Source organism: Mariniflexile litorale (genome assembly GCF_031128465.2).
In the GTDB taxonomy this organism is placed as follows: Bacteria; Bacteroidota; Bacteroidia; order Flavobacteriales; family Flavobacteriaceae; genus Mariniflexile; species Mariniflexile litorale.
This window is the reverse complement of record NZ_CP155618.1, coordinates 996,223-1,021,335: the sequence shown is the minus strand read 5'-3', so window position 1 is coordinate 1,021,335 and position 25,113 is coordinate 996,223. Positions and strand designations below refer to the sequence as shown.

The following is a 25,113-nucleotide window of genomic DNA, read 5'->3' as shown; positions in this document are numbered from 1 at the left end:
AAAAACAACGTATTTCATCGAATAAAATAGTTTTTGGTCTGATTTTCAGTTATTTTCGTATTAGACCCAAATCCAAAATTTATTCAACCATGAAGACTTTAAAACTTATTGTTGTATCTTTTTTTATAACAGCATATTCATTTGCGGGTGTTTCTCTAGGTGAAAAAGAAGCTTTAATAGCTCTTTATAACGCAACAAATGGTAGCGAATGGAACTCTACATGGAATATCAAAGCACCTGTTAACACATGGTATGGTATTAAAGTTGAAAACGATAAAGTTGTAGAAATAAATCTTCAGTTTAATAATCTTCAAGGTCATTTACCCCAAGAAATTGGGGAGTTAGTTTATTTAAAGAAAATTAATTTAGGTTTTAATAAATTAGAAGGTATACTTCCTTCTTCTATAAAAAACTTAAAAGAATTAATGTTTTTAGAATTATTTATGAATCGATTTGAGGGTCATATTCCTTCCGAATTAGGTGAATTAAAGAAGCTAGTATCATTAAAATTATATAGTAATAAATTTGATGGAGAGATTCCTCAAGCTTTAATGGGATTAACAAACTTAAAAGAACTTTTGCTAGGTAGTAATTTTTTAACAGGAACCATTCCAAATGGTATTTATGCTTTGTCTAAACTTGAAAAGTTAAGTTTGATGGATAATAAATTAGAAGGAGAAATCCCTGTTGAAATAGCTCAATTAACTAATTTAGAAGAGTTGATATTATCAACTAACCAGCTTTCAGGCGATCTACCAATGGCGTTTATGAATTTAAAAAAATTAAACACTATTATGGTTAGTGACAATAATTTAAATGAAGAGTACATAAGTGTGTCTGGTAAAACCCCACCTAATGTATTGCAAATGGAAATGCAAAACTCTACAGCAATTTTAGATATTGAAAAAGATTAAATATATTTCTAGTTGAAAACAAAAACAGCCAACATTTATGTTGGCTGTTTTTGTTTTATCTTTAAGGGGTTATGTTAGAACATTATTTTACATGTCCGTATTGTTGGGAAACTATTTCAATGATGTTAGATATTTCGGTTTCTAAACAGGTATATATAGAAGATTGCGAGGTTTGTTGCCATCCAATTCAACTTTCTGTTAAATTTATTAATTCTGAATTAGTAGATTTTCAGGTAGATAACATAGAACAATAATATTTTCTAATTTTATACTTGCAGAAATTAAAAAGGGTTGTATATTTGCATTCCGAAACAATTTGGTCGGCATTATGAACCGAAAGTTAAAAGCTAAGTAAATTGTTTTAAGTATTAACATCGCGGGATAGAGCAGTAGGTAGCTCGTCGGGCTCATAACCCGAAGGTCACTGGTTCGAGTCCAGTTCCCGCTACTAGGAATAACAAGGGTTTCAAGAAATTGAGACCTTTTTTTTATTTCATATAGTACAGAATAAGTTATTTAAACTATTAAAGCCATTAAAAGTTCAGCCTTAAATATTTAATAATAAATAATATATTTATATATAAATCGTATTCTTGTGTTTAAGTCAGGTCAATGCTTAAAAATATTGCTTTTTTATAAAATTAATCAAGTTCAATTTTGAAATCTATACTAATACAGACAGTAATTATTTTTTTTACAATTATTGGTTGTAGTAAAAAGCATGAGCAAACCTTATTAAATATCCCATCTAAAAATATAATTGAGTTAGACTCTTTTTATAAAAGTAATATTAATAATTCAAATATTTTAGATGTTAAATATTCTACCGAACAATTAGATAATACAAATGGACTTTCCAACAGTTCTGTAAATACCATTTTTCAAGATTCTGAGAATTTATTATGGATCGGTACTTGGGATGGATTAAACAGATATGATGGTAATAATTTTAAGATTTTTAGACCTGAATTGAATACTGAAAACAGTCTTACCAACCAAGTAATTCTTAAAATAGACGAAGATAATACTGGACATATTTGGGTGTTGACTGTTCACGGTTTAAATAGATATAACAAAAAATCAAATACGTTTAAAAGATATTATTTTTATAGAAAGGACAAACCTCCTTTTTCTGAATCAGAATTCAATATGGCTCTTGATAGTTCTAAAATGGTCTTTTGTGCTGTTAAAGACTGGGGAATTGGATACTTTAATGGTGACGTTTTTAAATTATTTGAAATTAAAAACCTACCTAGTAATGCTGTTAATAAGATGGTATTCAACCAAAACGGCGACTTACTTTTACTATTAGATAACAATGAACTTTATTCCTTAAAACTAAAAACTAATAAGGAAGGTGCAAAAATAGTTTCTCAAGTAAAGCGGATTTTAACTAATGTAAAAGATTTTGAAATTTTGTCTCAAAACCAAATGTGTTTTATTACAGTTTCTGGTAATCCTGTGTTATATTCTTTTAAAGATAAAATTGAGAAGAGAATTAATAAAATCAACATTCAAAATGTGATATCTAGAACTAAAGAGGGGGTTTTATTATATAATGATTCAGGATATTTTATCCTTGATAGTTTAGGAAGTACAATAAATAATGCATGGACTAAAAAACTTAAGAACCAAAAAATAACCACATTATTAGAAGGAACTGAAAATGTTATTTGGACGGGAACTGATGGGGATGGACTTTTTAAATTGTATCCACAAAAAAAAGTATTTAATTTAGTTTCTAAAACACAAGTGCCTGAAATAGATGGCGGTATTGTAAGAGCATTTTTAGAAGTTGAAGGACATTCGTTTTGGGTAGGAACAAAAGGAAAAGGTTTATTCCGATTTCCATCTAAGTTTTACCTTAATTCAAATGAACAAATAAAATATCAAAATTTTAATGAAAGTAATAGCTCCATCAACAATGCGGTATTCTCCCTTTGTAAGGGGAAAAACAATCTTATTTTTATTGGTACAGATGGAGAAGGAATTAATGTTTTTGACTTAAAAAGTTCAAAACTTATTAATTGGACTGAAATTGCAGGCAGTGAATTATGCAAATATTTTAAATCTACTTACACAATTTATCAAGATGCAAGTGGATTTATTTGGCTTGGAACGAATGGATATGGAATGATTCGTTTTAAAATTTCGCGTTTCGGAGAGCTTTTAAAAGTAAGTGAGTTTAAGCAATACTTAGCCCAGAATGAGGTAAAGGGAGCTTTAAGCAGTAATATTGTTTTTTCAATAGTTCCAAAAAGCGATACAGAGCTTTGGGTCGGAACGAGATTGGGTGGATTAAATCTTTTCAATAAGGAGATAAATAGATTCAAAACCTTTAAAAACAGAAAAAATGATTCACAAAGTTTATCAAATAATGATATTTTATGCCTTCATACTGACATTCAAAAAAGACTTTGGATCGGGACAAGTTTTGGCTTGAATTTACTGGAGGAATTTAATAATGATGATGCACCAACATTTAAAAACTTTACTGTAAAAGAAGGTCTGCCAAACAATACAGTCCACGGTATTATTTCGGATAAAAACTCTAACCTTTGGATAAGTACAAACTTTGGGTTGTCCAATTTTGTATTCAATGATTCAAAATTTATTAATTATACAAAAAATGAAGGTTTGCAAAATAATGAGTTTGCAGATGGGGCTTTTTATCAAAATGATAGTGCAAATTTAATTTTTATGGGAGGTATCAAAGGATTTAATTATTTTTCACCTTCTAAAAAAGAAGAGTCTCAAGTTATTCCAGATATTCTAATTGATAAAATAAGTGGTCAAAATCAAGAAGTTCCGTATTATCAGAGCCTTGTTGTTTCTCCAAATTCAAAAACATATCCATCTATAGTTTTGGAACATAATCAAAATTTTTTTGATATTAAATTGGCTGCATTAACCTTTATTAATAACGAAAAATGTCAATATGCCTATAAGTTAAATAATTTTGATCAAGATTGGAATACTATCAATAGTAGAAGAACGATTTCCTTTACTAATGTACCTAAAGGGGCATATTCTTTATGGATTAAATGGTCTAATAGCGATGGTGTTTGGTGTAAAGCCGTTCATGCTATCGATATTAAAATCAAACCTGTTTTTTGGCAATCGAATGCGGCTATATTCGTTTATTTTACCTTATTACTTCTTTTTCTTCTTTTTGTGTGGAGCTATTTTAACAAACAATATAAATTAAGGCAGAATATAATTTTTCAAAAACGAGAGGAAGAAATCCACCAAAACAGACTTACGTTTTTTACAAACATTGCCCACGAATTTCAAACACCCTTAACCTTAATAGTAGGGCCGGTGCAAAAGCTTGCCGAATCTGAAAACATGGGAGAGCGAAGTAAGAAGTTCATTAATATGATCCAGAGAAACTCTTCTAGACTACTTTTTTTAACACAACAATTACTTGAATTTAGAAAGGCTGAATATGATTATTTAGAAGTTACTGTAAAGCAGTTTGATTTGGTCAATTTGGTTGAGCAAATAGCGGAGTTATTTGATGAATGGGCTTTAGATAAGAATATTGAGTTTGATTTAGAATTGCCAACCGAATTAGTAGGTTGGTTTGATAAGGATAAAATTGAAAAAATAATTTTTAATTTGTTGTCTAATGCATTTAAATACACACCGCAAAATGGTAGTATTAAATTAGAGTTCAATATTCAGGGTGATGAAATAAAATCACTTTCTATTAAAGTATCCAATACCGGAAAAGGAATTTCCAAAGAAAAAATAGACTCTTTATTTGATAGGTTTTTTTTAACGGATACAGCAGATAAATCAGATACAGACTTGTTTAGAACAGGGATTGGTTTGGCCTACATTAAAAAATTAGTTACGGTGCTAAGAGGTGGTATTGATGTGTCGAGCAAGCCAAACAAATTAACTGTTTTTTTAATTACGATTCCTTGTAGTAAAGAATCATTTAAAAGTAAAGAAATTGATACAGAGGAAAGTCAAATTTTGATTTCAGATTACCTTAAAAATATACTTGATGAAAGTCCAAATGATTCTGATGGTGTATTAAATAAAATGTCATCGCTGGAAGCTTTTTTAGAAAAACGAAAAGTGGTATTGATAGTTGAAGACGAACGAGAAATTCAATTATTTTTGAATGAATTGTTAAAAGAAAAATATAAAATCATAATTGCTAGTAATGGATTGGAAGCCATGACAATAATGAAAAAGGAACTTCCCGATATCATCATTACTGATATTATGATGCCTGAAATGGATGGTATAGAGCTTTGTAAAAATATTAAAAGCAATGATTTAACTTGTCATATTCCTATTATAATGCTTACCGCAAAGAGCTCTATTTTACACCGGATTGAAGGGTTGGAAAGTGGTGCTAATTCATATATTCCTAAGCCATTTCACCCAGATCATATTCTTATTAGAGTACAAAAACTACTTGAAGAAAGAGAACTCATATTAAAACATCTTTCCAAAGATACTTTTGTAGAAGACATTAAAAATCTTCCAGTTGAAGATGATGAAAAAGAATTATTAAGAAAAGTTATTGAATTAATTCGTAATAATATTGATAATGAAAACTTGCAAAGTTTATTTATTGAAGAAAAGTTAGGAATTAGTAGTTCCCAATTATATCGAAAAATTAAACATGTCTTTGGTTTTTCTCCAGGAGATTTAATACGCACAATTAGATTGAAATATGCCGCCGAACTTTTGCGAAAAAGTAATCTTACAGTTTCAGAAGTATGTTATAAATCAGGATTTAATAACAGATCTTATTTTTACAGAGAGTTTAAAAAAATGTATAGTATTACTCCAAAAAATTATCAACTTAAAAATAATCTTCCAGTATCTTAAGAATAAATCATTAACCACCAGTGTTAATTGGTAAATAATCAAGTCTTTAGCTTCCTGTGTACACTTTTGATGAAATAGTGTACATCTTTTAATATCTCGCTTATATACCTTTATAAAGTGATTTTATAGTCATAAATATATACCAACCATTAACTAAATCAATCAACAAAATTTTTTAGAATTATGAAAAGAACTATTCAATTTATGAATCAATTAAATACACTATTATGAAGAAAAATATTATTTATAATCTATTCTTAGTGGGTACATTATTATTTGGGGGCACATTGTTTGCCCAAACCATTAAAGGTACAGTTTCCGATATTAATGGTCCATTACCAGGAGTAAACGTCATAATAAAAGGAACTTCTCGAGGCACAGCAACCGATTTTGATGGTAATTATACCATTAAGAGTGTGGATTCTGATGTTATTTTAGTTTTTAGTATGATAGGCTATATTAATAAGGAGGTATCTATTAATGGACAAAGTCAAATTAATGTTGTATTGACAGAAGACTTAAAAACATTGGATGAAATAGTACTTGTTGGTTATTCATCAAGGAAAAAATCCACATTAACAGGTGCTGTTTCAGTTGTGGATATGGGCGATCTTGAAAAAACTAGGGTGGTCAATGTAACTCAAGCTTTGCAAGGACAAATTGCAGGCGTACAGGTAACCTCTAGTACGGGGGCTCCTGGTGATGCTATTGAAGTTCGCATCCGTGGATTAGGGACTATTGGTGACAACAATCCATTATATGTAATAGACGGTATCCCCACAAGAGATATTGGTTTTTTAAATCAAGCTGATATAAAATCAATGACTGTTTTAAAAGATGCTTCTGCAGCTGCTATATACGGTTCAAGAGCTTCCGGTGGTGTCGTGTTAATTACTACAAAAAGTGGAAAAGAAGGAAAAATAAGTTTTGATATGAGCTATTATACCGGGCTTCATTTTGCATCTAACCTTTCAGACATGCTGAATGCCGAGCAGTATATGAATACGGTTGAAAAAGCTTGGAATAATTCTGATAGAACAGGAATTAATCCATACACAGCAGACAAAGGTAGAGCTGATTTTTCTGATACTGATTGGTTGGATGAATTATTTGAAACAGGAAAATCTCAAAACTTACAATTTACTGCAAGCGGAGGAAGTGATAAAGTTCAATTTTTAATGTCGTTGGGTTATTATGGCCAAGATGGTATTGTAATATTTGATAATGATAAGTATAAAAGATTAAGTTATAGAACCAATCTGAATGTTAATTTAACGGATCGTTTTAAAATTGGAACCAATCTTCAGTTAACATATGCCACACAAGATGCAATATCTTCAAAAGGAGATGAACCTGGGATAATAAGACATGCCTTATTAAGAGCACCTGTTATTGGGGTGTATAAAGATGTTAACGATCCTACTTATTCTCAAAGAGATCCTTTTACAGATTTACCTTTTTACCTTCATAATGATAGAGATAGTGGTGGATGGGAAAGTGATAAGTATGAATGGTCATCAAATCCTATTGCATTGGCTTATTTTACTGATGATGTAAGAAAGGATTTTAGAACATTTGGGAATATATATACTGAGTATTCTTTTTTAAAAGATAAAGAATTAACGTTTAGAACCAATGTTGGAGTCGATTTATCATTTATTCATAATAAAACATTTGGAGAAAATTTTGGTGATGATGATGGAGGTGGAAATGCTACCGACCAAGGTTTAGGAAGACAAAATCGACCAAATAATTTAAGTGAAGAGCGAGGTGAAGTACGTACCATTACATTTAATAATACGCTAAACTATGCTAAAACTTTTAATGAGAAGCATGATATCAGCGCATTATTAGGAATGGAATATATTGATAATTATAGCTCCTCCATTGGAGCAAGTAGAGCGCGATTTGATAATACAGATAGTACTTTTAGATATATTGATTATGGTGCTACAGAAACCGATTTATGGAATGGCGGTAGTGCTTCAGAATGGGCCTTGTTCTCTTACTTTGGATCAGCGTCTTATATGTTTGATAGTAAATATATGGTTACAGCCAATATGAGAGCCGATGCATCTTCAAGATTTTCAGAAAATAATAGATGGGGTTATTTCCCTTCAATTTCTGCTGGATGGAAAATTTCTGATGAAGATTTTTTAAAAGATGTTAAATGGTTATCAAATTTTAAGCTAAGAGCGGGTTGGGGTAAATTAGGAAACCAAGAGATAGACAATTATGCTTTTTTAACTTTAATTAGTCAAATAGATGGGAAAGTGGTTGTTAATCGCTATGGAAATGAAGATTTAAAATGGGAAAGTTCAGAATCTACAAACATAGGTTTTGATGCCGGTTTCTTAAACAATAAATTAACTTTTTCTGCAGAATACTATGTGAAAAACACATCAGATATTTTATTACCAATAGGTTTGCCTAGTATTGTGGGAGATGTTGCGCCAACCATTGTAAATGCTGGAGAAGTAAGCAACAAAGGATTTGAGTTTTCATTAAACTACAGAGAGTCCAGTAATGAATTCAAATATAGCTTAAATGCAAACATAGGAACGGTGGTAAATAGTGTTGAAAAATTACATCCTAATGTGCCAAATCTTGTTGGACAAGTTACAAGAACACAAGTTGGACAGCCTCTAAATGCTTATTACGGTTATAAAATGGTTGGGATTTATCAAAATCAGGCAGAAATAAACACTCATTTAAGCGGAACTTTAAATCCTAGTGTTAAACCAGGGGATATTAAATTTGAGGATATTAATGATGATGGAATTATCAATTCTGATGATAGGAAATTCCTTGGAAGCTCAATACCAGATTTAACGTATGGTATTTCGTTTTCATCATCGTATAAAAACTTTGATTTTTCATTCCTTTTTCAAGGTGTTGAAGGTGTTGACAGATATAATGACTCTAAGAAAATATTGGATTATGATACACGTCCTTTTAATTATACTACCAATATTTTAGGTGCATGGGATGGAGAAGGGACTAGTAATACAATTCCAAGAGTTGCCTTTGAGGATAATGGAAGTAGTAAAGTGTCAAGTATTTTTGTGGAAGATGCATCTTACTTACGTCTTAAAAATGTTGAGTTGGGGTATACCTTAAATGGTGTAAAAGGAGTTCAAGATATCCGTCTGTATGTATCTGGTCAAAATTTATTTACAGCAACAAAATATACAGGAATGGATCCTGAGTCAACGGATTTAATAGACAAAGGAACGTATCCATCCTCATCATCGATTTTGTTTGGTTTAAATGTTAAATTTTAAAAGCATTAATTATGAAAAATATATATAATAGTTTAATCGCAATATGTATCATTACATCCTTTGTAAGCTGTAATGATGAACTAACACAAGAGCCCATAGGACTTCTTACTTTGGATCAAATCGATACAACACCAACAATAACAACGCTGGAGTCGTCTGTAAGCTCTTCGTATCAACTTCTTGCAAGCACCTTAAATCTTATAGGTGAATGGGGTTGGGATGATGGAACAGTACTAAGAAATGATTTTATTTTGCAAGATATAGCATCCAATGACATGATTAAAAAATGGAATCCAGATGGTGATCAAGCGTGGATGGATGAGTTTAGTGCTTTTAGTTTTACTGCAGACAATGGTGGGTTTAATGGATTATGGCTTTATGATTATGAGGGCATTAATAGAATAAACCTTGCGATAAGTTATTTAACGAATGCAGAAATAACCCAAGAAGTTGGTATTGCAGATGCCCGTAAAAATCAATTATTAGGTGAAGCTTATTTTTTAAGAGCTTTTTATTATTTTGATTTAGTAAATAATTTTGGTGATGTACCACTTTTAACAACTCCATTAAAATCGTTTGAAGAAGCTTTTGATGTAGCTGTACGAGTACCTTCAACAGAAATTTGGAAACAAATAAACTCTGATTTATCAGAGGCAAAATTACTATTACCAAATTTAAAATACCCATCTCCATCTGAACCGTGGAGAGTTTCAAAAGGTGCTGTTATTGCATTGCAAGCTAAAGTGGCCTTATATAATGAAGATTGGGCAACAGTAATTAGTCTTGTTAATGAATTAGATACCCTTGGTTTTTATAGCTTAAATGCTAATTATTTCGATAGTTTTGATGTAAATAAAGAGTTTTCTGAAAACGAGGTCATTTTTGCTTACGACCATGTGTCAGATCAAAACCCAAGAAAGGGTAATGGGTTGTGTGCTTTAATAGGCTGGGGCTTTATAGCACCAAGTGCGGACTTTATAAATGCTTTTGAACCCAACGATCCAAGATTGTTATATACCGTAGATGTAACCAATCAAAATGTTTCAAAATTATTGGGTAATACAGTTGGTGACTTCAAAGGAAATGATGATGCTCCTAGTAACAAAATTTATATTCGTTATGCTGATGTTCTCCTTTGGAAAGCTGAAGCATTAAATGAAACTGAAGATTATTCCGGAGCTATTGCCATTATAAATCAAGTAAGAACAAGAGCGAGAACTACTGCAACTGCAGACGGCTCCGTGATTCCGTTAGGAACTTTAACAGACAGACCAAGTTCAACTGATCCAGCTCAAATTAAAGGTTGGTTGATGTCTGAAAGAAGAGTTGAATTAGGGTTTGAGTCTCAAAGATTTAATGATTTAAAAAGATGGGGAACTGCAAAATCTGTTTTAACAGGTCTAGGAAAGAATTTTCAAGATAAAAATTATTTATATCCAATTCCTCAAGGAGACGTTGATAAATCTGGAGGTACAATCACACAAAATCTGGGTTATTAATTAATCTTTCAAAATAGTTAATTTCTAAGTTTAGTTTTTTTTAAAGAGAAGTAGTTTTAGTTTACTACTTCTCCTTTAATCACAAATGATGTGGTTTTCTAAACACCGTTATAACTATTTGATTAGGCAATAACTACTAAAAACACAAATTTGAAAACATGATATGTATGTTTAGAATAAATCCCTATCTTTTAATGATATTGCTTATGGGATTTGCTTCATGCAATGATAGCAATACATCTTTTCCTGATAAGGAACCTAAAGAAAGTATTCCAAATCCTGATATAGAAATTACTATCTCTGATCCACTGCCTAATGGAGCTTTAAATTTTAACCATTTTAACCATCTTTATAATGAGATTAATTTTAATGGGAAAAAAGTTGGGATTATTAATATTTACAGTGAATATCCAAATTATACGTATGCCATTGAACCAAATGAGGGGTTTACCTGTGTAGATGATGTGTCAAGAGGTATTGTAATGTTGACAAAATATTTAGAATTATACGGTAATCAGGAATTAGCATTGGAAAAACTTAAAAACCTTACCGAGTTTGTTTTACAAATGCAAAACCAAAATGGGTATTTTAATAATTTTATTTGGAATGATCTTACTATAAATACTGAATACAGAACATCCCTTGCAACGCTTAATTGGTGGTCATTTAGAGCGTTATGGGCCATAGAGACAGCATATCCCTTTTTGAAATCTGATGAGGATATGGCAAATAGGATAGCAATGGCCTCAGAAAAATTGACAACAAATATTAAAAGAGACCTTCCAACATCTTATTTAACTACAGAAGTTATTAATACCATTGAATTGCCAACATGGCTGCCTGGAAAATCAGCTGCTGATCAGTCAGCTATATTAATTTTAGGATTGTTGAAAAATTATACGAGAACGGGAGATAACGATTCACAAGCATTAATTGATCATCTAGCCAAAGGTATTATTCTTATGCAAAAAGGGGATGCTGACAATTACCCCTATGGGGCTTTTTTAAGTTCTGAAAATTTATGGCATGCTTGGGGAAATAATCAGGCTTATGCACTATTAAAAGTAGGTCAAGTTTTTAATAATCAAGAATATATAGATAGTGCCTTATTGGAAATAGAAAATTTTTATCCTTGGATGTTGCAAAATGGATTTGCTGAAGCTTTTTGGATAAATAAAGTAGCTAATAAATTTATAGAGGTTAATAGGAATAAGTATCCTCAAATTGCCTACGGAGTTAGACCCATGCTTTGGGCAGCGGCCGAAGCATATCATTATTCAAATGATGCTAAATATTTGGATATAGTTAATGAGTTGGGGTTGTGGCTATCAGGGAAAAATGATGCTAATAAAACCATTTACAATCCAAGTAATGGAGTTTGTTTTGATGGAATTACGGGTCCAAACGAAGTGAATAAGAACTCTGGGGCAGAATCAACGCTAGAAACGTTGCTCATGCTTTTGGAAATTGAAAAAGCAAAATAACAACCTGACCATTTTAAGCATAGTATTTTTGAAAATATAACACCAAATTTATATGAAAGACATATCACAAAGAAGCAATCAAAACCCACTTTTATCTCCAAAAGATTTAAATCCTAGTAATAAAAACATGATTATTGAATGCCTGCTTAATCCAGGCGTGTTTGAATTTAAAGATAAAATTGGACTTTTAGTGCGTGTGGCAGAACGTACGGTTCAAAAAGAAGGATTGTTATCTGTGCCCATATATAATTCTGTTGGCAAAGTTGAAATATTAGATTTTAACCTTAAAGACTCAAAATTGGATGCGTCTGATGCCAGAGTAATCACCTACGATGGAACCGATCATTTAACAACGATATCGCATTTGAGATTACTTTTTAGTGATGATGGTGTAACCTTTAAAGAAGACATGGCGTACCCTTCTCTTTTTGGAGAAGGTGACTATGAATCTTATGGCATAGAAGACTGTAGAGTTTCAAAAATAGACAATATCTATCATCTAACGTATACTATGGTATCAGCCAATGGGGTAGGAGTGGGATTAAGAACTACAAAAGACTGGAAAACATTTGAAAAGAAAGGAATGATTTTCAGCCCTCACAATAAAGACTGTGCCATTTTTGAAGAGAAAATAAATGACAAATATTTCGCTCTTCATAGACCAAGCAGTCCAGAATTAGGTGGGAATTATATATGGCTAGCTGAATCACCTGATGCTGTTCATTGGGGAAATCATAAGTGTATTGCAAAAACACGACAAGGGAAGTTTGACAGTAAACGTTTAGGTGCTGGAGCAGCCCCAATCAAAACCGAAAAAGGCTGGCTAGAAATTTATCACGGTGCTACAGAAGCTAATCGATATTGTTTAGGAGCATTGTTGTTGGATTTAAAAGACCCATCAAAAGTTATTGCACGTTCAGAGGAACCCATTATGGAACCCCTTGCACTCTATGAACAAACTGGTTTTTTTGGAAATGTAGTGTTTACAAATGGTCATATCGTTGAGGGAGATACCATTAAAATGTATTATGGCGCATCAGATGAACATGTTTGTTCTGCAAATTTTTCAATTAACAAAATATTAAAAACACTAGGACAATCATGATAGATTTAGCAAAAGTAGGATTGAAAGATTTTACAAGAAGTGCAAAAATATTAATTATTACAAATACCATTTATGCCTTTGTATTACCCGTAATCGATATTTTTGTAGCATCATATATCATGAGGAATTCTAATGATCCATCCAAAGTTATCTTATATCAATTAGCCATTTATATAGGTATTCCAATTACTTTTTTTATAAATGGATATTTATTAAATAATATTAATATCAAAAGATTGTTCTCATTAGGAATGATATTAAGTGGCGTTTCCATGGTGTTTATGATGTCTTTAGATGAAATTAATTATATAGGGATAGCCGTAGCCGGTTTAATTATGGGGATGTCTTTTGGATTATATTGGGCAAATAGAGATTATTTGGTACTTGCAACTACGAAAGATAAGACACGAAATTTTTACTATGGTTTAGAAACATTTCTTTATACAATTATTGCTTCTATTGTTCCAGTAATGATTGGCTGGTTTTTAATGAGCGGTAATGAAGGTGAAGGTAAAGTTGGCAATGATGGTGTTAATTCAGCATATAGAGTAATCACAATGATTGTTTTTGGAATCACCGTTTTAGCTTCTATTGTATTTCATTTTGGGAAGTATGAAAAACCAAAGAGTGAAAAGTTTTTATATTTTAAATTTCATAAACTCTGGAAAAAAATGCTACAATTGGCTGTTTTAAAAGGATTGGCACAAGGTTTTATTGTTACGGCGCCTGCCATGTTAATGATGAAATTCTTTAATTCCGAAGGCGCATTGGGTTCAGCTATATCAATAGGTGCTGTAATAGCAGCTATAATTATGCTTATTCTAGGGAAATATTCTAAACCTAAACACCGATTAGTTATTTTTTCTGTTGGTTTAATTTGTTTTTTCTTAGCATCATTTTTTAATGGTTTGCTCTTTAATACAACTGGAGTTATCATATTCATGTTTTTATTATTGATAGCAAGACCAGTTCTTGATATTGCTTATTTTCCTATTCAATTAAGAGTAATCGATTTACTGTCATCAATAGAAAATAGAAATGAGTTTTCTTATATCCTAAATCATGAATTTGGTTTATTTATTGGTCGTTTTTTAGGAGCTGGAACCTTTTTAGTGATTGCTTTCTATATAAATACAGACATCGCCTTAAGATATGCTTTATTGATTATAGGAGTACTTCAATTACTTTCAATAATTATAGCTAAACAACTTTTAAAACAACAAGAAACATTGGAAAATGAAACATTAACTACTAAAAATGTAATCAAATATGAAAATGCATAAATTAAATTATATAGTAGTCCTTTTTATTAGTTTGGTTTTTTATTCATGTAAAACGGAACCTTCTAAATTTAGTATAGAAAAACCAATAAATCAGATTCAATTGAGTCGTATTGATTCAATGCCTCATTTGCCGAAACCTTTTAAAATAATAGATTTCAAAAATTTAGCAAGAGGATTTGATTCTTTGGTTTTTGATGACACACAAACAGGTGATTATTGGCCATTAATTTGGGTTGATAATTCTCGTAAAAATTTCGACCAAGAAACTTTTGGAATTTATACAGCGATGGGAGACTTAAGGCAAGGGGCTGAACATAACAATGGTATTTTTCATGAGTCACTGGCCACTATAGGCTCTGTGTTTGGAGCAACTCTTGTGGGGATTGATAAATCAAACCAACACGGAAAAAATTATGTCTCTATGTTGAAAAATTATTTTAATTCGGATACTAACTGGAATATTGTGATGAATAATACATGCCCCGAAGTCGCATTGTTGGGAGGTGGCTATGCAAGAGATTGGTGGTATGATGTGTATCCAAATGTATTGTTTTATGGACTTGCAAATTTCTACCCAGAAGAAAAAGATTATTCAAATATCATGCGCTCAGTTGCGGATAAATTTTATGAGGCCGATTCTATAATGTCAGGTAACTATGCACATTCCTTTTTTGATTACGCCACTTTAGAACCCAAAGATAACTGGATTTGCAAACAAGAAGACGTAGCTGCAGGTCATGCGTATGTGCTATATTCAGCTTATCAAAAATTTCATGATCCTAAATATTTAAAAGGAGCAAAATCTTCTTTAGAAGCCCTTTTGTCACAAACAGATAATAGATTTTACGAAATATTAATGCCCTTTGGAGCTTATGTAGCTGCACGTTTAAATGCAGAAGAAGAAACAGATTATGATTATTCTAAAATTCTTGATTGGACATTTAATGGTACACCCGATTGTAGAGAAGGATGGGGCGTTTTAGTCGATAATTGGAATGGATATGATGTCTCTGGAATCGTAGGTAGTACTGTAGATCATGGAGGTTTTGGGTTTTTAATGAATACCTATGATACTATGTGGCCCTTAGTGCCAATGGTAAGATACGACCAGCGTTATGCAAATATGATTGGAAAATGGATGCTGAACGCCAGCAATGCTTTAAAACTGTTCTATCCTTATGAAATGCCAGATGCGCATCAAAGTATACCAGAACTAAAACAACATACCAAAGGTGTTATAGCTTATGAGGGTTTAATTAAAGAATCACATTTTGAACAATATGAACATATAGAAGCTCCTATTGCGATAGGAGATGGACCACATTGGGTAAAGGGTAATCCTGATGTGTCACAATTTAGTGTTTATGGAAGCGGGCACGTAGGTATTGCAGGATCTATCATTTCAAAAACAAATGTTGAAAACATTCTTCAATTAAATTTATTGGCAACAGATTTTTATCGAGGAGATGCCTTTCCTTCTTTTTTATTTTATAACCCTAATCCAGAAATAAAAGAAATTACCATTTCTGTAGGTGAAAATAAATTAAAAATATATGATGCCATAAAAAGGGCATTTATTGCTGAGAATGTAAAAAATAATTTCACGTTTACCATAGCTAAAGAACAGGCCTCTCTGTTAGTATTGGTTCCGAACGATGCAGTTATGTCTGTAAAAAATGACAAATTATATGCGAATGATGTTATAATAGATTACAGATATTCTACTTCAAACTAATACATATAAAAATGACTGAATTATATAAAAAAATGAGAATCATAATTATGATTCAACTGTTTTGTTTCACTGGTGTTGGTGTAAAAGGATGGAGTCAAAACATTAACATAAAAGTAGTTGGAAGCACAGAACAAGGTTTTAGTGTAGATATTTACAATGGAAACCAATTATTAATTCATAATACGGAAGAATTTAAACTAAAAGTAGCCAATTTAGATTTAAGCGAAATAACCGAAATTAATAATTGGAAAGGTTCAGAATGGACAGGAGATGAAACCATTGTAAAACTATCAAAAGAGACTTACTTACCAGATTTTGATTTGAATTTGTCTATTACCGTAACCTATGAAGTCGTAAACTCCAATGTGGTTAAAAAGCGTGTTGATTTATTTCAATCGGGTATGCCGTCGCTTTATTATACTATTGAAGAAAATTTTAAGCCCTCAGAAACGCCTTCAAAATATATCACTTTTGAACATGATAATTTTCCAGGAGGTTTTGTTCACGAAATGTTTCCATCTGCTGGATTTGTAACACCCCATAATCAATTGGTAGGATTTTTAATGGATGCTGGATACAAGAACCATTATACAAGAACTACCCGTAGAAGGTTTAACGGTCATGGGGGTGGTTTTGTTGGAATGAGAAAATTACCCGATGCAGAATTAGTTTCTGTTGCTACCATAGAAGAAAGAGTAAAAGGGCAGCATTATATCCAACAAAAATTTGGAGAAAACTACAATCTAGATGCAGGAAAAGATGTGGCATTAAAAATTAGTGACAATTTTATAAAAGTTGGTGCTGTTGAAATTAAAGAACAACCTAGACTCATTACATTAAACTGTAAACCTTCAAACCGTTCAGGGCTTGAAATAATAGCACCTTTTAAAAATCAAAAAGTATATACTATTTCATTTCTTTTAAAAGGAAATTCTCCAATGGCGTTAAAGCTTTTCAGAATTAAAAATGGAAAGAAAACAATAGAATTAGAACATGGCATAAAATACATTGATCAATTCCCTATATCAGAAAATGAATGGACTTTATTTAAGGGAAGTATTTTAATTCCTTACATAGAAAAAGACAGCGTTTCCATGTTTATTGGTACCCAATCAGGAAATGAGGCTAAAATAGAAATTAAAGATTTGAAAATTATAGAACACCAACCCCAAAGAGAACCTTATAACAGAATGAATATGGGTGAAATGGTTACCAAAACAAGCTATGTGTTTGTTGAACCTTGGACCAACCACCATGATTTTGTAATTTCTTCTCAATCACGTTTTGCCGAAGGGAAAGGGTTTAAAGGATCTTTGATAGAAAAAATGTTATATGCAAACTTCAACATGTTGACCTGGATCACATCAATTAATGATTTTACGCCTTTGAATGTTCCCAACATGAATTATGCGCCAGATATGTACAATAGGGATTCGTTTTTTTCTATAGTCTCAAGTTATAATGAGGAATTAAATTTAAAAATTTGGGAACAATGGTCTAAAACTCAAAACTCCAAAGGAGCTGTAGCTACCATTATAACGCCTTATATGGGCACAATAGAGGCTAAAGACAATGAAGCGACTATTCAGTTTTTAATTTGGGCTATGATGAATAAAAGGCGTTTTGGTGTTACGCTGCCTAAAGAGAAAATAGATAAAGCCGTTGAATATGTTTTAAATGAATTTGATGAGGATAGAAACGGTATATGTGAATCGCATTTTACGTTAAGTCAAGTCGATATTAATGTGTATGAGCCTAAGACAGATAAGTTGGCAGTAAACCAAGGTATGTTTGCAATTGCGTTAAAAACAATTAAAGAACTAGGTTATAATATATCCGACTCATATATTAAAAAAGCAGAATTAGGTTATCTTGATTTTTACGATTTACAAAGAAAGCACTTGTTGTTCGATCGTGATTTTCCTGATGTCATTACAATGACCGATTTAGAACCTGAATTTTTCTCATTATGGTTGTTCAATAAACCTATGCTAACTGATGACATGGTTATCAATCATTTAAATCAAATACCGATACTAAATAAAGTCCCAAATTCACCGCATCCAGAATATGGCACTACCGCACCTGTTTGTGTCCGATTGGATAAGAGCGAAAAGGGTTATTCCTATTTAACTTCAGACTATCAGCCTTTTAGAGAGTTTGGAGAAGTTAACTATAAAGATGGTGCAAGGGATGGTTTTTATTACAATGGAGGAAGCTGGATGCGACCTGAATATTGTGGATATGTAGTTGGATTACGTCACGGGTGGCATAAAGCAAAAGCACTTATGGAGAATAGGGCATGGGCAGAGATTAATCTCAATCCAAAATGGCCTTACAGTAAAGAGTTTATTCCAACAAAATGGACGACAACAGATTCTTGGTGGGAATCAACAAGAGGTTTATGCTGGAACGTGTTTATACTCATGGCAAATGAAGTAGCTGGTATCCGTGAACCAGCTATGGATCCTGATTTTAAAAAATAAAATGCAACAACTAAACACAACCGTATTAATTTTTTTCCTTTTTACCCTTATTTCATGTAATACTCAAACAGTCAAAAACACAAAAGAAATTTGGTGGAAAGAAACCGTTTTCTATGAAATTTATATGCCTAGCTATAAAGATAGTGATGGTGACGGTTTTAGTGATTTCAAAGGGGTCGCATCAAAATTAGATTATATTCAAAGTTTAGGCGTTAAAGGTATTTGGTTAACACCTTTCTTGAAGTCACCAAAAGTAGATAATGGGTATGATGTGAGTAGTTATTACGAAGTTGATTCAACATATGGAACTTTAGAAGATTTTAATTTTTTTTTAGAAGAAGCACATGGTCGTGGAATAAAAGTTATTATGGATTTGGTAGTAAATCATACTTCTACAGAATCAAAATGGTTTCAAGAAGCAAAAAAATCCAAAAACAACCCTTATAGAAATTATTATATTTGGAAAGACACACCCAATAATTGGGAATCATTTTTTGGTGGAACAGCATGGGAATTTGACAGGGTATCAAATCAATATTATTATCATCAATTTGACCCAAAAATGGCAGACCTTAATTGGGGAAACCCAAAGGTTGTTCAAGAAATACAAGATGTGCTTCGTTTTTGGTTAGATACGGGAGTTGACGGTTTTAGGTTGGATGTTATTAATTTTTTAACTACTGAAGGAATTACTCTAGACAATCCAATAAATGAAGAGGGAGAGCAGGAACATTTAAATGACATCAATCAAAAAGGTGTTAAAAAGGCCATGAAAGCTATTCGAGCCACCGTTAATGAATACGATAATCGTTTTATAGTTGGTGAAATAGGAAGCGATAAAATTGAGACCTTAAAGCTATATCAAGCGCCAGAGTTATTGGATGTGGTTTTTAATTTTAATTTTGGAAGTATTTCTGAGTTTTCTGCGCAACGTATTTTTGATGAGTTGCAAAGTATGGAAAAAAACATGAGCAACTATCCAACATTGTTTTTTGGAAGTCATGACATGTCTCGCCTTGTAAGTCGTTTAGCAAAAAACAACCCAGGTAGGGCTGAAGCCCTAGCCGCTTTAATGCTAACAGCAAAAGGTGTTCCTTTTATATATTATGGTGAAGAAATTGGCATGGAGAATATTGAAGCTAATTTAATAGATGAAATGAGGGATATTCAAGGCCGAACACATTATAGTTTGGCTTTAAATAATGGAAAGTCTAAAGAAGAAGCCCTTATAATAGGAAATAAACATAATAGAGATAAATCTAGAAGTCCAATGCAATGGGATACTAGTGAATATGCTGGGTTTTCTAATAAAGAACCTTGGATAAAAGTGAATCAAAATTATAAATATTTGAATGTTGAAGAATTTGAAAAAGACAAAAACGCATTACTTAATAAATATAAAAAACTCATATTATTAAGAAACTCAGAACCAATTCTTCAATATGGTATATATAAAGAATTGTCCTTTTCAAAAGATTTAATTTCATTTTCAAGAACATTTCATGACGAATTTATTAAATGTTATTTTAATTTTAGTAATTCATTACATGAAATTATTTTAAAAGAAAATGAAAAAATTCTAACGGGTCAATTGAAATTAAATCCTAATAATTATACAATTATTAAAGGGGTTAATTAAGTCCTAAATGATATATAAAACATAGAGTTTTTTAAAAGGGTTGAGTTTTTTTGTTCCCGTTACAAAGGTTTTATGTATTTAATTTCCTTTACTTACTTTTGTTTAACGTATACAGTTTAAATCGAAAATAAATATAAAGTAGCGCTATTAAATTCATTTTTTACCCAAAGCTCTTCAATAATACTCGTGCTTGTAGATAGGAATACCCTGTTCTAAAATTGATTTTCTTTTCAAAATGTAGATTAGTAATCTCACCAAACTTGGTTTCCTGTTCTAGCTTGTAAATAAGCTTTAAAATGGCATTATAATTACCTTCTAAAGTAAATTGATAAGTACTAACTTTCAATTCATTTTGATAAATGATATGAGGTTCGATAAATTCGATGACTTTAAGATTTGTACTATCGGCATAAGAGTTGATGGTTTTTAAAAGATTGTTTTGAACCGAACTCCCATTAAGCTGGTATTTTGAAAGTAGCCCATCATAATAGCGCTGCTTTTGTTTTAATAGCTCGACCTGTTTGGGAGTGTTTTTAAATAAAGTTTCTTGTTGCTTTAAGGTGTTGTATTCTTTTTTTAAAGCCACCGTTTTTGATATTGCTATCTGATAACAGAGCAGTAGGGTTAATACAAAACCAACAAGGAGTAGGACGTTTTTGGTTTTTTTAGTCATGGGCTATAATAAGTTTTAAACTAAAGTTTGAAACCAATGTTGAAGTATCTTCATAGTGCAATATCTCAACTTTTTCTACCCAATCTATGACCTCTAAATCAGCGATCCATTTTGAAAAGGACTCACTATGGTTTGACTCTCCAGAAACCAACATCGTGTTGTGATCTGTTTCGATAGATTGTCCACTTTTAATACGTTTAAGCAGTGGTTGATAATTGACTTCGGTTAATAAAATGCTATTTGGCAATCCTTGAATAACAGCATTCACATAAAAGGAGCTTTTGGAAGAACTACTTTTTAACATATCATCTACCATTTTTTGTGATTTATTAACACTTCCATTAAGTTCTAATAGTTTTTGTTTGGTAGTTTGATTTATTTGAGAAGTTTGTTGTAAGGAGTGGACAGCTTCAAAATAATAGTTAAAAACAAAAAAATTAAAGAGTAGACCAATTAAAATAAAAACCAATCCAAATTTCATGAATATGGTATAGAACCGGGACTGTTTATAATTATTTTTAAGGCACCGAAATTGGTTATAGGATAAAAACTATCTAATAAAATATTCAAGGCTCCAGCCAGCGAGAGTAACTGCCAATTGGTTACTTGCAAACCATTAACATCATATGTGATAGTATCTTCAATGTTTTTTTTTTCAACAGAAGTAACTCTATCTGTGTCCATAGAAATACATGCGTTGGAAGTTATTATAGGCGTAGTGTTTAAAAAGCGTGAGATACTGGTTATTATCGCGTTCCCTAATGATATATCAATCAAGGAAACTCCATATGTTTTATAATTAAGAATCAACCCTTCAATATATTCTTTTCTGCAAATAGAGACGACATGATTATTATTTTCTTGAGAAATAACTTCATAAAAAAAATCATCGAGATCGACATTGGGGAAAGCATGATGTGCTAATTTTAATAATGCCGTTTGAGAGCTTTCAATGTGTTTTGTTAAAACATTATTGTTATTGATAATTAAAAAAACAGCTTGTTTTTTGTGAAGCTTTGAGATAACATTCTCAAGAGCCACATTTTTGAAAGTATGCTCAAGTATTACATTGTTTTTAGTTTTTTTTAAAACAGTGGCATAAATAATCTCTTGATCGTTTAGTAAACCATGTTCCACACCACAAAAACGGTTTCCAAATTCAAAATATGTTTTAAGATTCCTTAACATTAATAAATAACTGTTGGTTTTATGAGTACCGTTAACTTCGACTTGGAGTCCTCCCGTTTACGGCTACTAAAAAGCCATTTAATAACAGGAATTCGAGCTAGAAACGGAACGCCAGTACCTGAATCGTTTTTTACTTGCTCCTCCAAACCTCCCAAAACCACAATATCTTGATCATGAACCCTGATAATAGAACTGAATTCACGGGAGCTCAAATCGGGAGGTGCATCTTCAGCAATACGTAATCCAAAACTAGACTGTATCACAAAAATATCAAGCGTTACTTGACCGTCACCTGAAACCATAGGTTTAATGGTTAACCCAAGTTCGGCATCAATAGGTTCGTAGTTGGTGATTTCTGATGTTTGGGGGTTATCGGTACCATAAATATTTCGCTGAGTTACGGCATAGTAAGATGTTTGCCCGTTTGAAAAGGTGGCTCTATGCCCATTAAGAGTGGATAGTTTAGGCGTAGAACGAATTTTAATGTTCCCGTTAGATTCCATAGCCTTTATGGTTGCAAAAAAGTTAGGAACTACTTTTCCTAAATTAATATGTCCAAAACCATCAAAACCGTTAAGTACTTTATTTTTATGGTTTTAGCACCCCTGCTGCCGCTAGCATTTGCTAGTGGCGGTAAGAGTAAGAAAAATAAAAGAGAAGTTTTCACACTAATTTGTAAAGGCTTTTTTATTTTAAAGAATTCTAGCTAGTTAACGGCCACTAAGCACAGCTTAGCGGTAGCAAAAGATGTAATTAATTTATAACAAGTTTTTTCTATATTAGTTACATGAGCAGAAACTATAAATTCCATAACAAGTCAGGGTTATATTTTATAAGCTTTGCAACCATAAACTGGATAGACGTTTTTACAAGACAAGCTTACTTTAATGTATTAGCTGAAAGTGTGAATTATTGCAGAGCAGAAAAGGGTATGGAGTTGTATGCTTATTGTTTTATGCCAAGTCATGTACATTTTATATTCAGGTCAGCAAACGAGCAACCATCAGAATTACTAAGAGATTTTAAACGTCATACTTCAAAAAAAGTAATAGAAGCTATAGAAAATAATCCGCAAGAAAGTAGAAAAGAATGGTTGTTATGGATGTTTGAAAGAGCAGGGAAAAGGAATGCAACAACAAGTAAGTATCAGTTCTGGCAGCACCATAATAAACCTATAGAATTATGGAGCGATAAAGTTATCAAACAAAAAATAGATTATATACACAACAACCCAATAGAAAATGGTTTTGTAACCAATGCTATAGATTGGAAATACTCAAGTGCTAGAAACTTTCAAGACGATCATACTATTTTAAAAATAGATAGCGTTGGATTTTTTGAGTAACTTTTTTTGTAACATATGTAAAAAGTGCGAAGTTTTTCAAATTTCGCATAACAAATATTAAGGGGCAAGGACGGGTCTCCTTCATAGATGCTCCGTAGTTCCTCCGTAGTTCCTTCGTAGATACTCCGTAGATAAAGTGACTCCATGTTAAAAATGCAAAAACATTTAAAATATACCAAAAATAGCAAAACATACCAAAATTAACAGTTTGCTCAGGAACCAACTAATTTCTAAAACAGCTAGTTTTAAAACTAGGGGAGGTATGAATAAGCAAAAAAGGCAAAATCTCAACGCTTCCTAATTTTGCTAATTATAAGACTTGGAAGCAATATAAAAAGTAAATGTTTGGAAGAAATGCAAAGTACCAAATTCAGTAATTATTTGCTTTGAGATTATTTTTATTCAGTTTATTAAAGGAGACTTAAAAATTTTTTTGTGTTTGGGGCTTTTCTTTTTTAATGGTATAATTTGCTTTAAAGTGAATTTGCTGCTTTAAAATTAAGGATCATATAGTCAAGTTGCGTTTTAGTAAATATTGTCTTTAATTCTACATTCTTCACCGCTGTTAACTGAGTTCTAAAGAATTTTAATTTTAACATTGAATAAATAGGTATTACATTTTTTATTTCATTGTAACTTTTAAATTCTAAATAATTCAGTTTTCATATAAGCTTATATTGTTACGATACAATACATTTTCTAGTATTTTTAGCAAAAAGCAAAAGGCTCCCTTCTTTAGTAAAAACAACCATCTATTAATTGTACAAACAAAATTAAATTAAAGCGAAAACACGGTTATAATCTTTAAAACAAAACTTTAATTGGGATATACAAATTCTTTAAAATAAAAAGTAAGAAAAAACCTTTAATAATAAATATTAACGCATTTCATCGAAAAAATGATGCATTTCGTGGATTTTTTTATATTTTTGAATTTCAGGAAAAATGAAATATTACAGCCCATAAAAGGAAATAATGTTTTGTGAAAAAACTGTAGTAAAATATTAGGACAATTCTTTGAGGGTTTAGATAGAGATTTTATGAGGAAATAAAGAAAGGTTTAATTAGTATAACATATGTATATTATTAAGAATAGAATTTTAAAATTGCTTAAATAACTCTAATTTTTTGAAACTCTCTGAGGAATGAAATTCCAAAATATAATTTTCATGAAGAACTTTACTTTCTTTAAACAGGTAATTGCTGTTTTATTATTATTAATTAGTCTGCAAAGTATTTCCCAAACTTTCGTGTCTTCCCATTCTTATTTTAATCCAGCCGTTAAAGATGATGTTTCTTTAATTGGTAATAATATTAATGGGTCTATTAATAATCCTTTTAAGAACGTTGGAACCTGCAATACTGATTTTAATATCAGCTACGTTTATAATGTAGGTCATCTTTCTCTTAAAGACTGTTTTTCAAAAAAAGTTATCTCTGTTAAACTATCTGAAGTAAACTTCTTTTTTGATACAAATACGAGTAAGCATAATAAGCATTCAGAAAACATGATAATATATAGGACATGAATATTGTCTTAAAATAAAAGAACCAAGCCGTTTAATATTAGAATGGTAATTGTGTAAAATTGAAAATCAATAAGTATATAAAAATTAAAACAACA

The 25,113-nt window shown here is 31.4% G+C and carries 17 protein-coding genes and 1 tRNA gene; 14 read left to right on the top strand and 4 right to left on the bottom strand.

Features of this window, described 5'->3' with window-relative positions; translation table 11 throughout:
* Window positions 1–89 precede the first annotated feature (89 nt).
* The 12 genes from QLS71_RS04110 to QLS71_RS04055 all read left to right on the top strand — a co-directional run bounded on the left by QLS71_RS04110 (window position 90) and on the right by QLS71_RS04055 (window position 20,283).
* Entirely contained in the window at window positions 90–914 is an 825-nt protein-coding gene (locus QLS71_RS04110) for a Two component regulator three Y domain protein (protein WP_308990646.1), read from the top strand.
* A gap of 71 nt (window positions 915–985) precedes the next feature.
* Window positions 986–1,168: a CPXCG motif-containing cysteine-rich protein gene (locus QLS71_RS04105; protein WP_308990645.1), complete on the top strand. Its 183-nt coding sequence runs from the start codon at window positions 986–988 to the stop codon at window positions 1,166–1,168.
* Window positions 1,169–1,289: 121 nt separating this feature from the next.
* Window positions 1,290–1,362, top strand: a tRNA-Met gene (locus QLS71_RS04100).
* 209 nt (window positions 1,363–1,571) lie between these two features.
* Window positions 1,572–5,768, top strand: a complete 4,197-nt coding sequence (locus tag QLS71_RS04095; protein WP_308990644.1) for a response regulator — start codon at window positions 1,572–1,574, stop codon at window positions 5,766–5,768.
* A gap of 227 nt (window positions 5,769–5,995) precedes the next feature.
* Window positions 5,996–9,052 (top strand): TonB-dependent receptor, encoded by a 3,057-nt coding sequence (locus tag QLS71_RS04090; RefSeq protein WP_308990643.1) that lies wholly within the window; start codon window positions 5,996–5,998, stop codon window positions 9,050–9,052.
* Between the two features lie 11 nt (window positions 9,053–9,063).
* A complete protein-coding gene (locus QLS71_RS04085; protein ID WP_308990642.1) occupies window positions 9,064–10,551 on the top strand; it encodes a RagB/SusD family nutrient uptake outer membrane protein in 1,488 nt (495 codons plus the stop codon).
* 167 nt (window positions 10,552–10,718) lie between these two features.
* On the top strand, window positions 10,719–12,035 hold the full coding sequence (locus tag QLS71_RS04080; protein WP_308990641.1) for a hypothetical protein: 1,317 nt from the start codon (window positions 10,719–10,721) through the stop codon (window positions 12,033–12,035).
* A 52-nt stretch (window positions 12,036–12,087) separates the two neighbouring features.
* The gene (locus tag QLS71_RS04075; protein ID WP_308990640.1) at window positions 12,088–13,140 is read left to right on the top strand and encodes a glycoside hydrolase family 130 protein; all 1,053 of its coding nucleotides are present in this window, start codon (window positions 12,088–12,090) and stop codon (window positions 13,138–13,140) included.
* Window positions 13,137–14,423, top strand: coding sequence for an MFS transporter (locus tag QLS71_RS04070; RefSeq protein ID WP_308990639.1), 1,287 nt, complete (start codon window positions 13,137–13,139; stop codon window positions 14,421–14,423). Before QLS71_RS04075 ends, QLS71_RS04070 begins: the two co-directional genes overlap by 4 nt.
* Window positions 14,410–16,158, top strand: coding sequence for a hypothetical protein (locus tag QLS71_RS04065; protein ID WP_308990638.1), 1,749 nt, complete (start codon window positions 14,410–14,412; stop codon window positions 16,156–16,158). The genes QLS71_RS04070 and QLS71_RS04065 overlap by 14 nt, the downstream gene beginning before the upstream one ends.
* 32 nt (window positions 16,159–16,190) lie before the next feature.
* Window positions 16,191–18,644 (top strand): hypothetical protein, encoded by a 2,454-nt coding sequence (locus tag QLS71_RS04060; RefSeq protein ID WP_308990637.1) that lies wholly within the window; start codon window positions 16,191–16,193, stop codon window positions 18,642–18,644.
* A 1-nt stretch (window position 18,645) separates the two neighbouring features.
* Window positions 18,646–20,283 carry an alpha-glucosidase gene (locus QLS71_RS04055; protein ID WP_308990636.1) on the top strand — a complete coding sequence of 546 codons (1,638 nt, stop codon included), beginning with the start codon at window positions 18,646–18,648 and terminating at the stop codon, window positions 20,281–20,283.
* A gap of 160 nt (window positions 20,284–20,443) precedes the next feature.
* Here QLS71_RS04055 and QLS71_RS04050 read toward each other — a convergent pair whose 3' ends face one another.
* The 4 genes from QLS71_RS04050 to QLS71_RS04035 are packed head-to-tail and all read right to left on the bottom strand — an operon-like array spanning window position 20,444 to window position 22,647.
* On the bottom strand, window positions 20,444–20,956 hold the full coding sequence (locus QLS71_RS04050) for a hypothetical protein (RefSeq protein ID WP_308990635.1): 513 nt from the start codon (window positions 20,954–20,956) through the stop codon (window positions 20,444–20,446).
* Window positions 20,949–21,437, bottom strand: a complete 489-nt coding sequence (locus QLS71_RS04045) for a hypothetical protein (protein ID WP_308990634.1) — start codon at window positions 21,435–21,437, stop codon at window positions 20,949–20,951. The genes QLS71_RS04050 and QLS71_RS04045 overlap by 8 nt, the downstream gene beginning before the upstream one ends.
* Window positions 21,434–22,144: a hypothetical protein gene (locus QLS71_RS04040; RefSeq protein WP_308990633.1), complete on the bottom strand. Its 711-nt coding sequence runs from the start codon at window positions 22,142–22,144 to the stop codon at window positions 21,434–21,436. Before QLS71_RS04040 ends, QLS71_RS04045 begins: the two co-directional genes overlap by 4 nt.
* Window positions 22,144–22,647: a type II and III secretion system protein gene (locus tag QLS71_RS04035; RefSeq protein WP_308990632.1), complete on the bottom strand. Its 504-nt coding sequence runs from the start codon at window positions 22,645–22,647 to the stop codon at window positions 22,144–22,146. Before QLS71_RS04035 ends, QLS71_RS04040 begins: the two co-directional genes overlap by 1 nt.
* Window positions 22,648–22,931: 284 nt before the next feature.
* On the opposite strand from QLS71_RS04035, the gene QLS71_RS04030 reads away from it, so the two are divergent.
* Entirely contained in the window at window positions 22,932–23,489 is a 558-nt protein-coding gene (locus tag QLS71_RS04030) for a transposase (protein WP_308990631.1), read from the top strand.
* A gap of 1,169 nt (window positions 23,490–24,658) precedes the next feature.
* Window positions 24,659–25,018: a hypothetical protein gene (locus QLS71_RS04025; protein ID WP_308990630.1), complete on the top strand. Its 360-nt coding sequence runs from the start codon at window positions 24,659–24,661 to the stop codon at window positions 25,016–25,018.
* The last annotated feature ends 95 nt before the right edge of the window (window positions 25,019–25,113 follow it).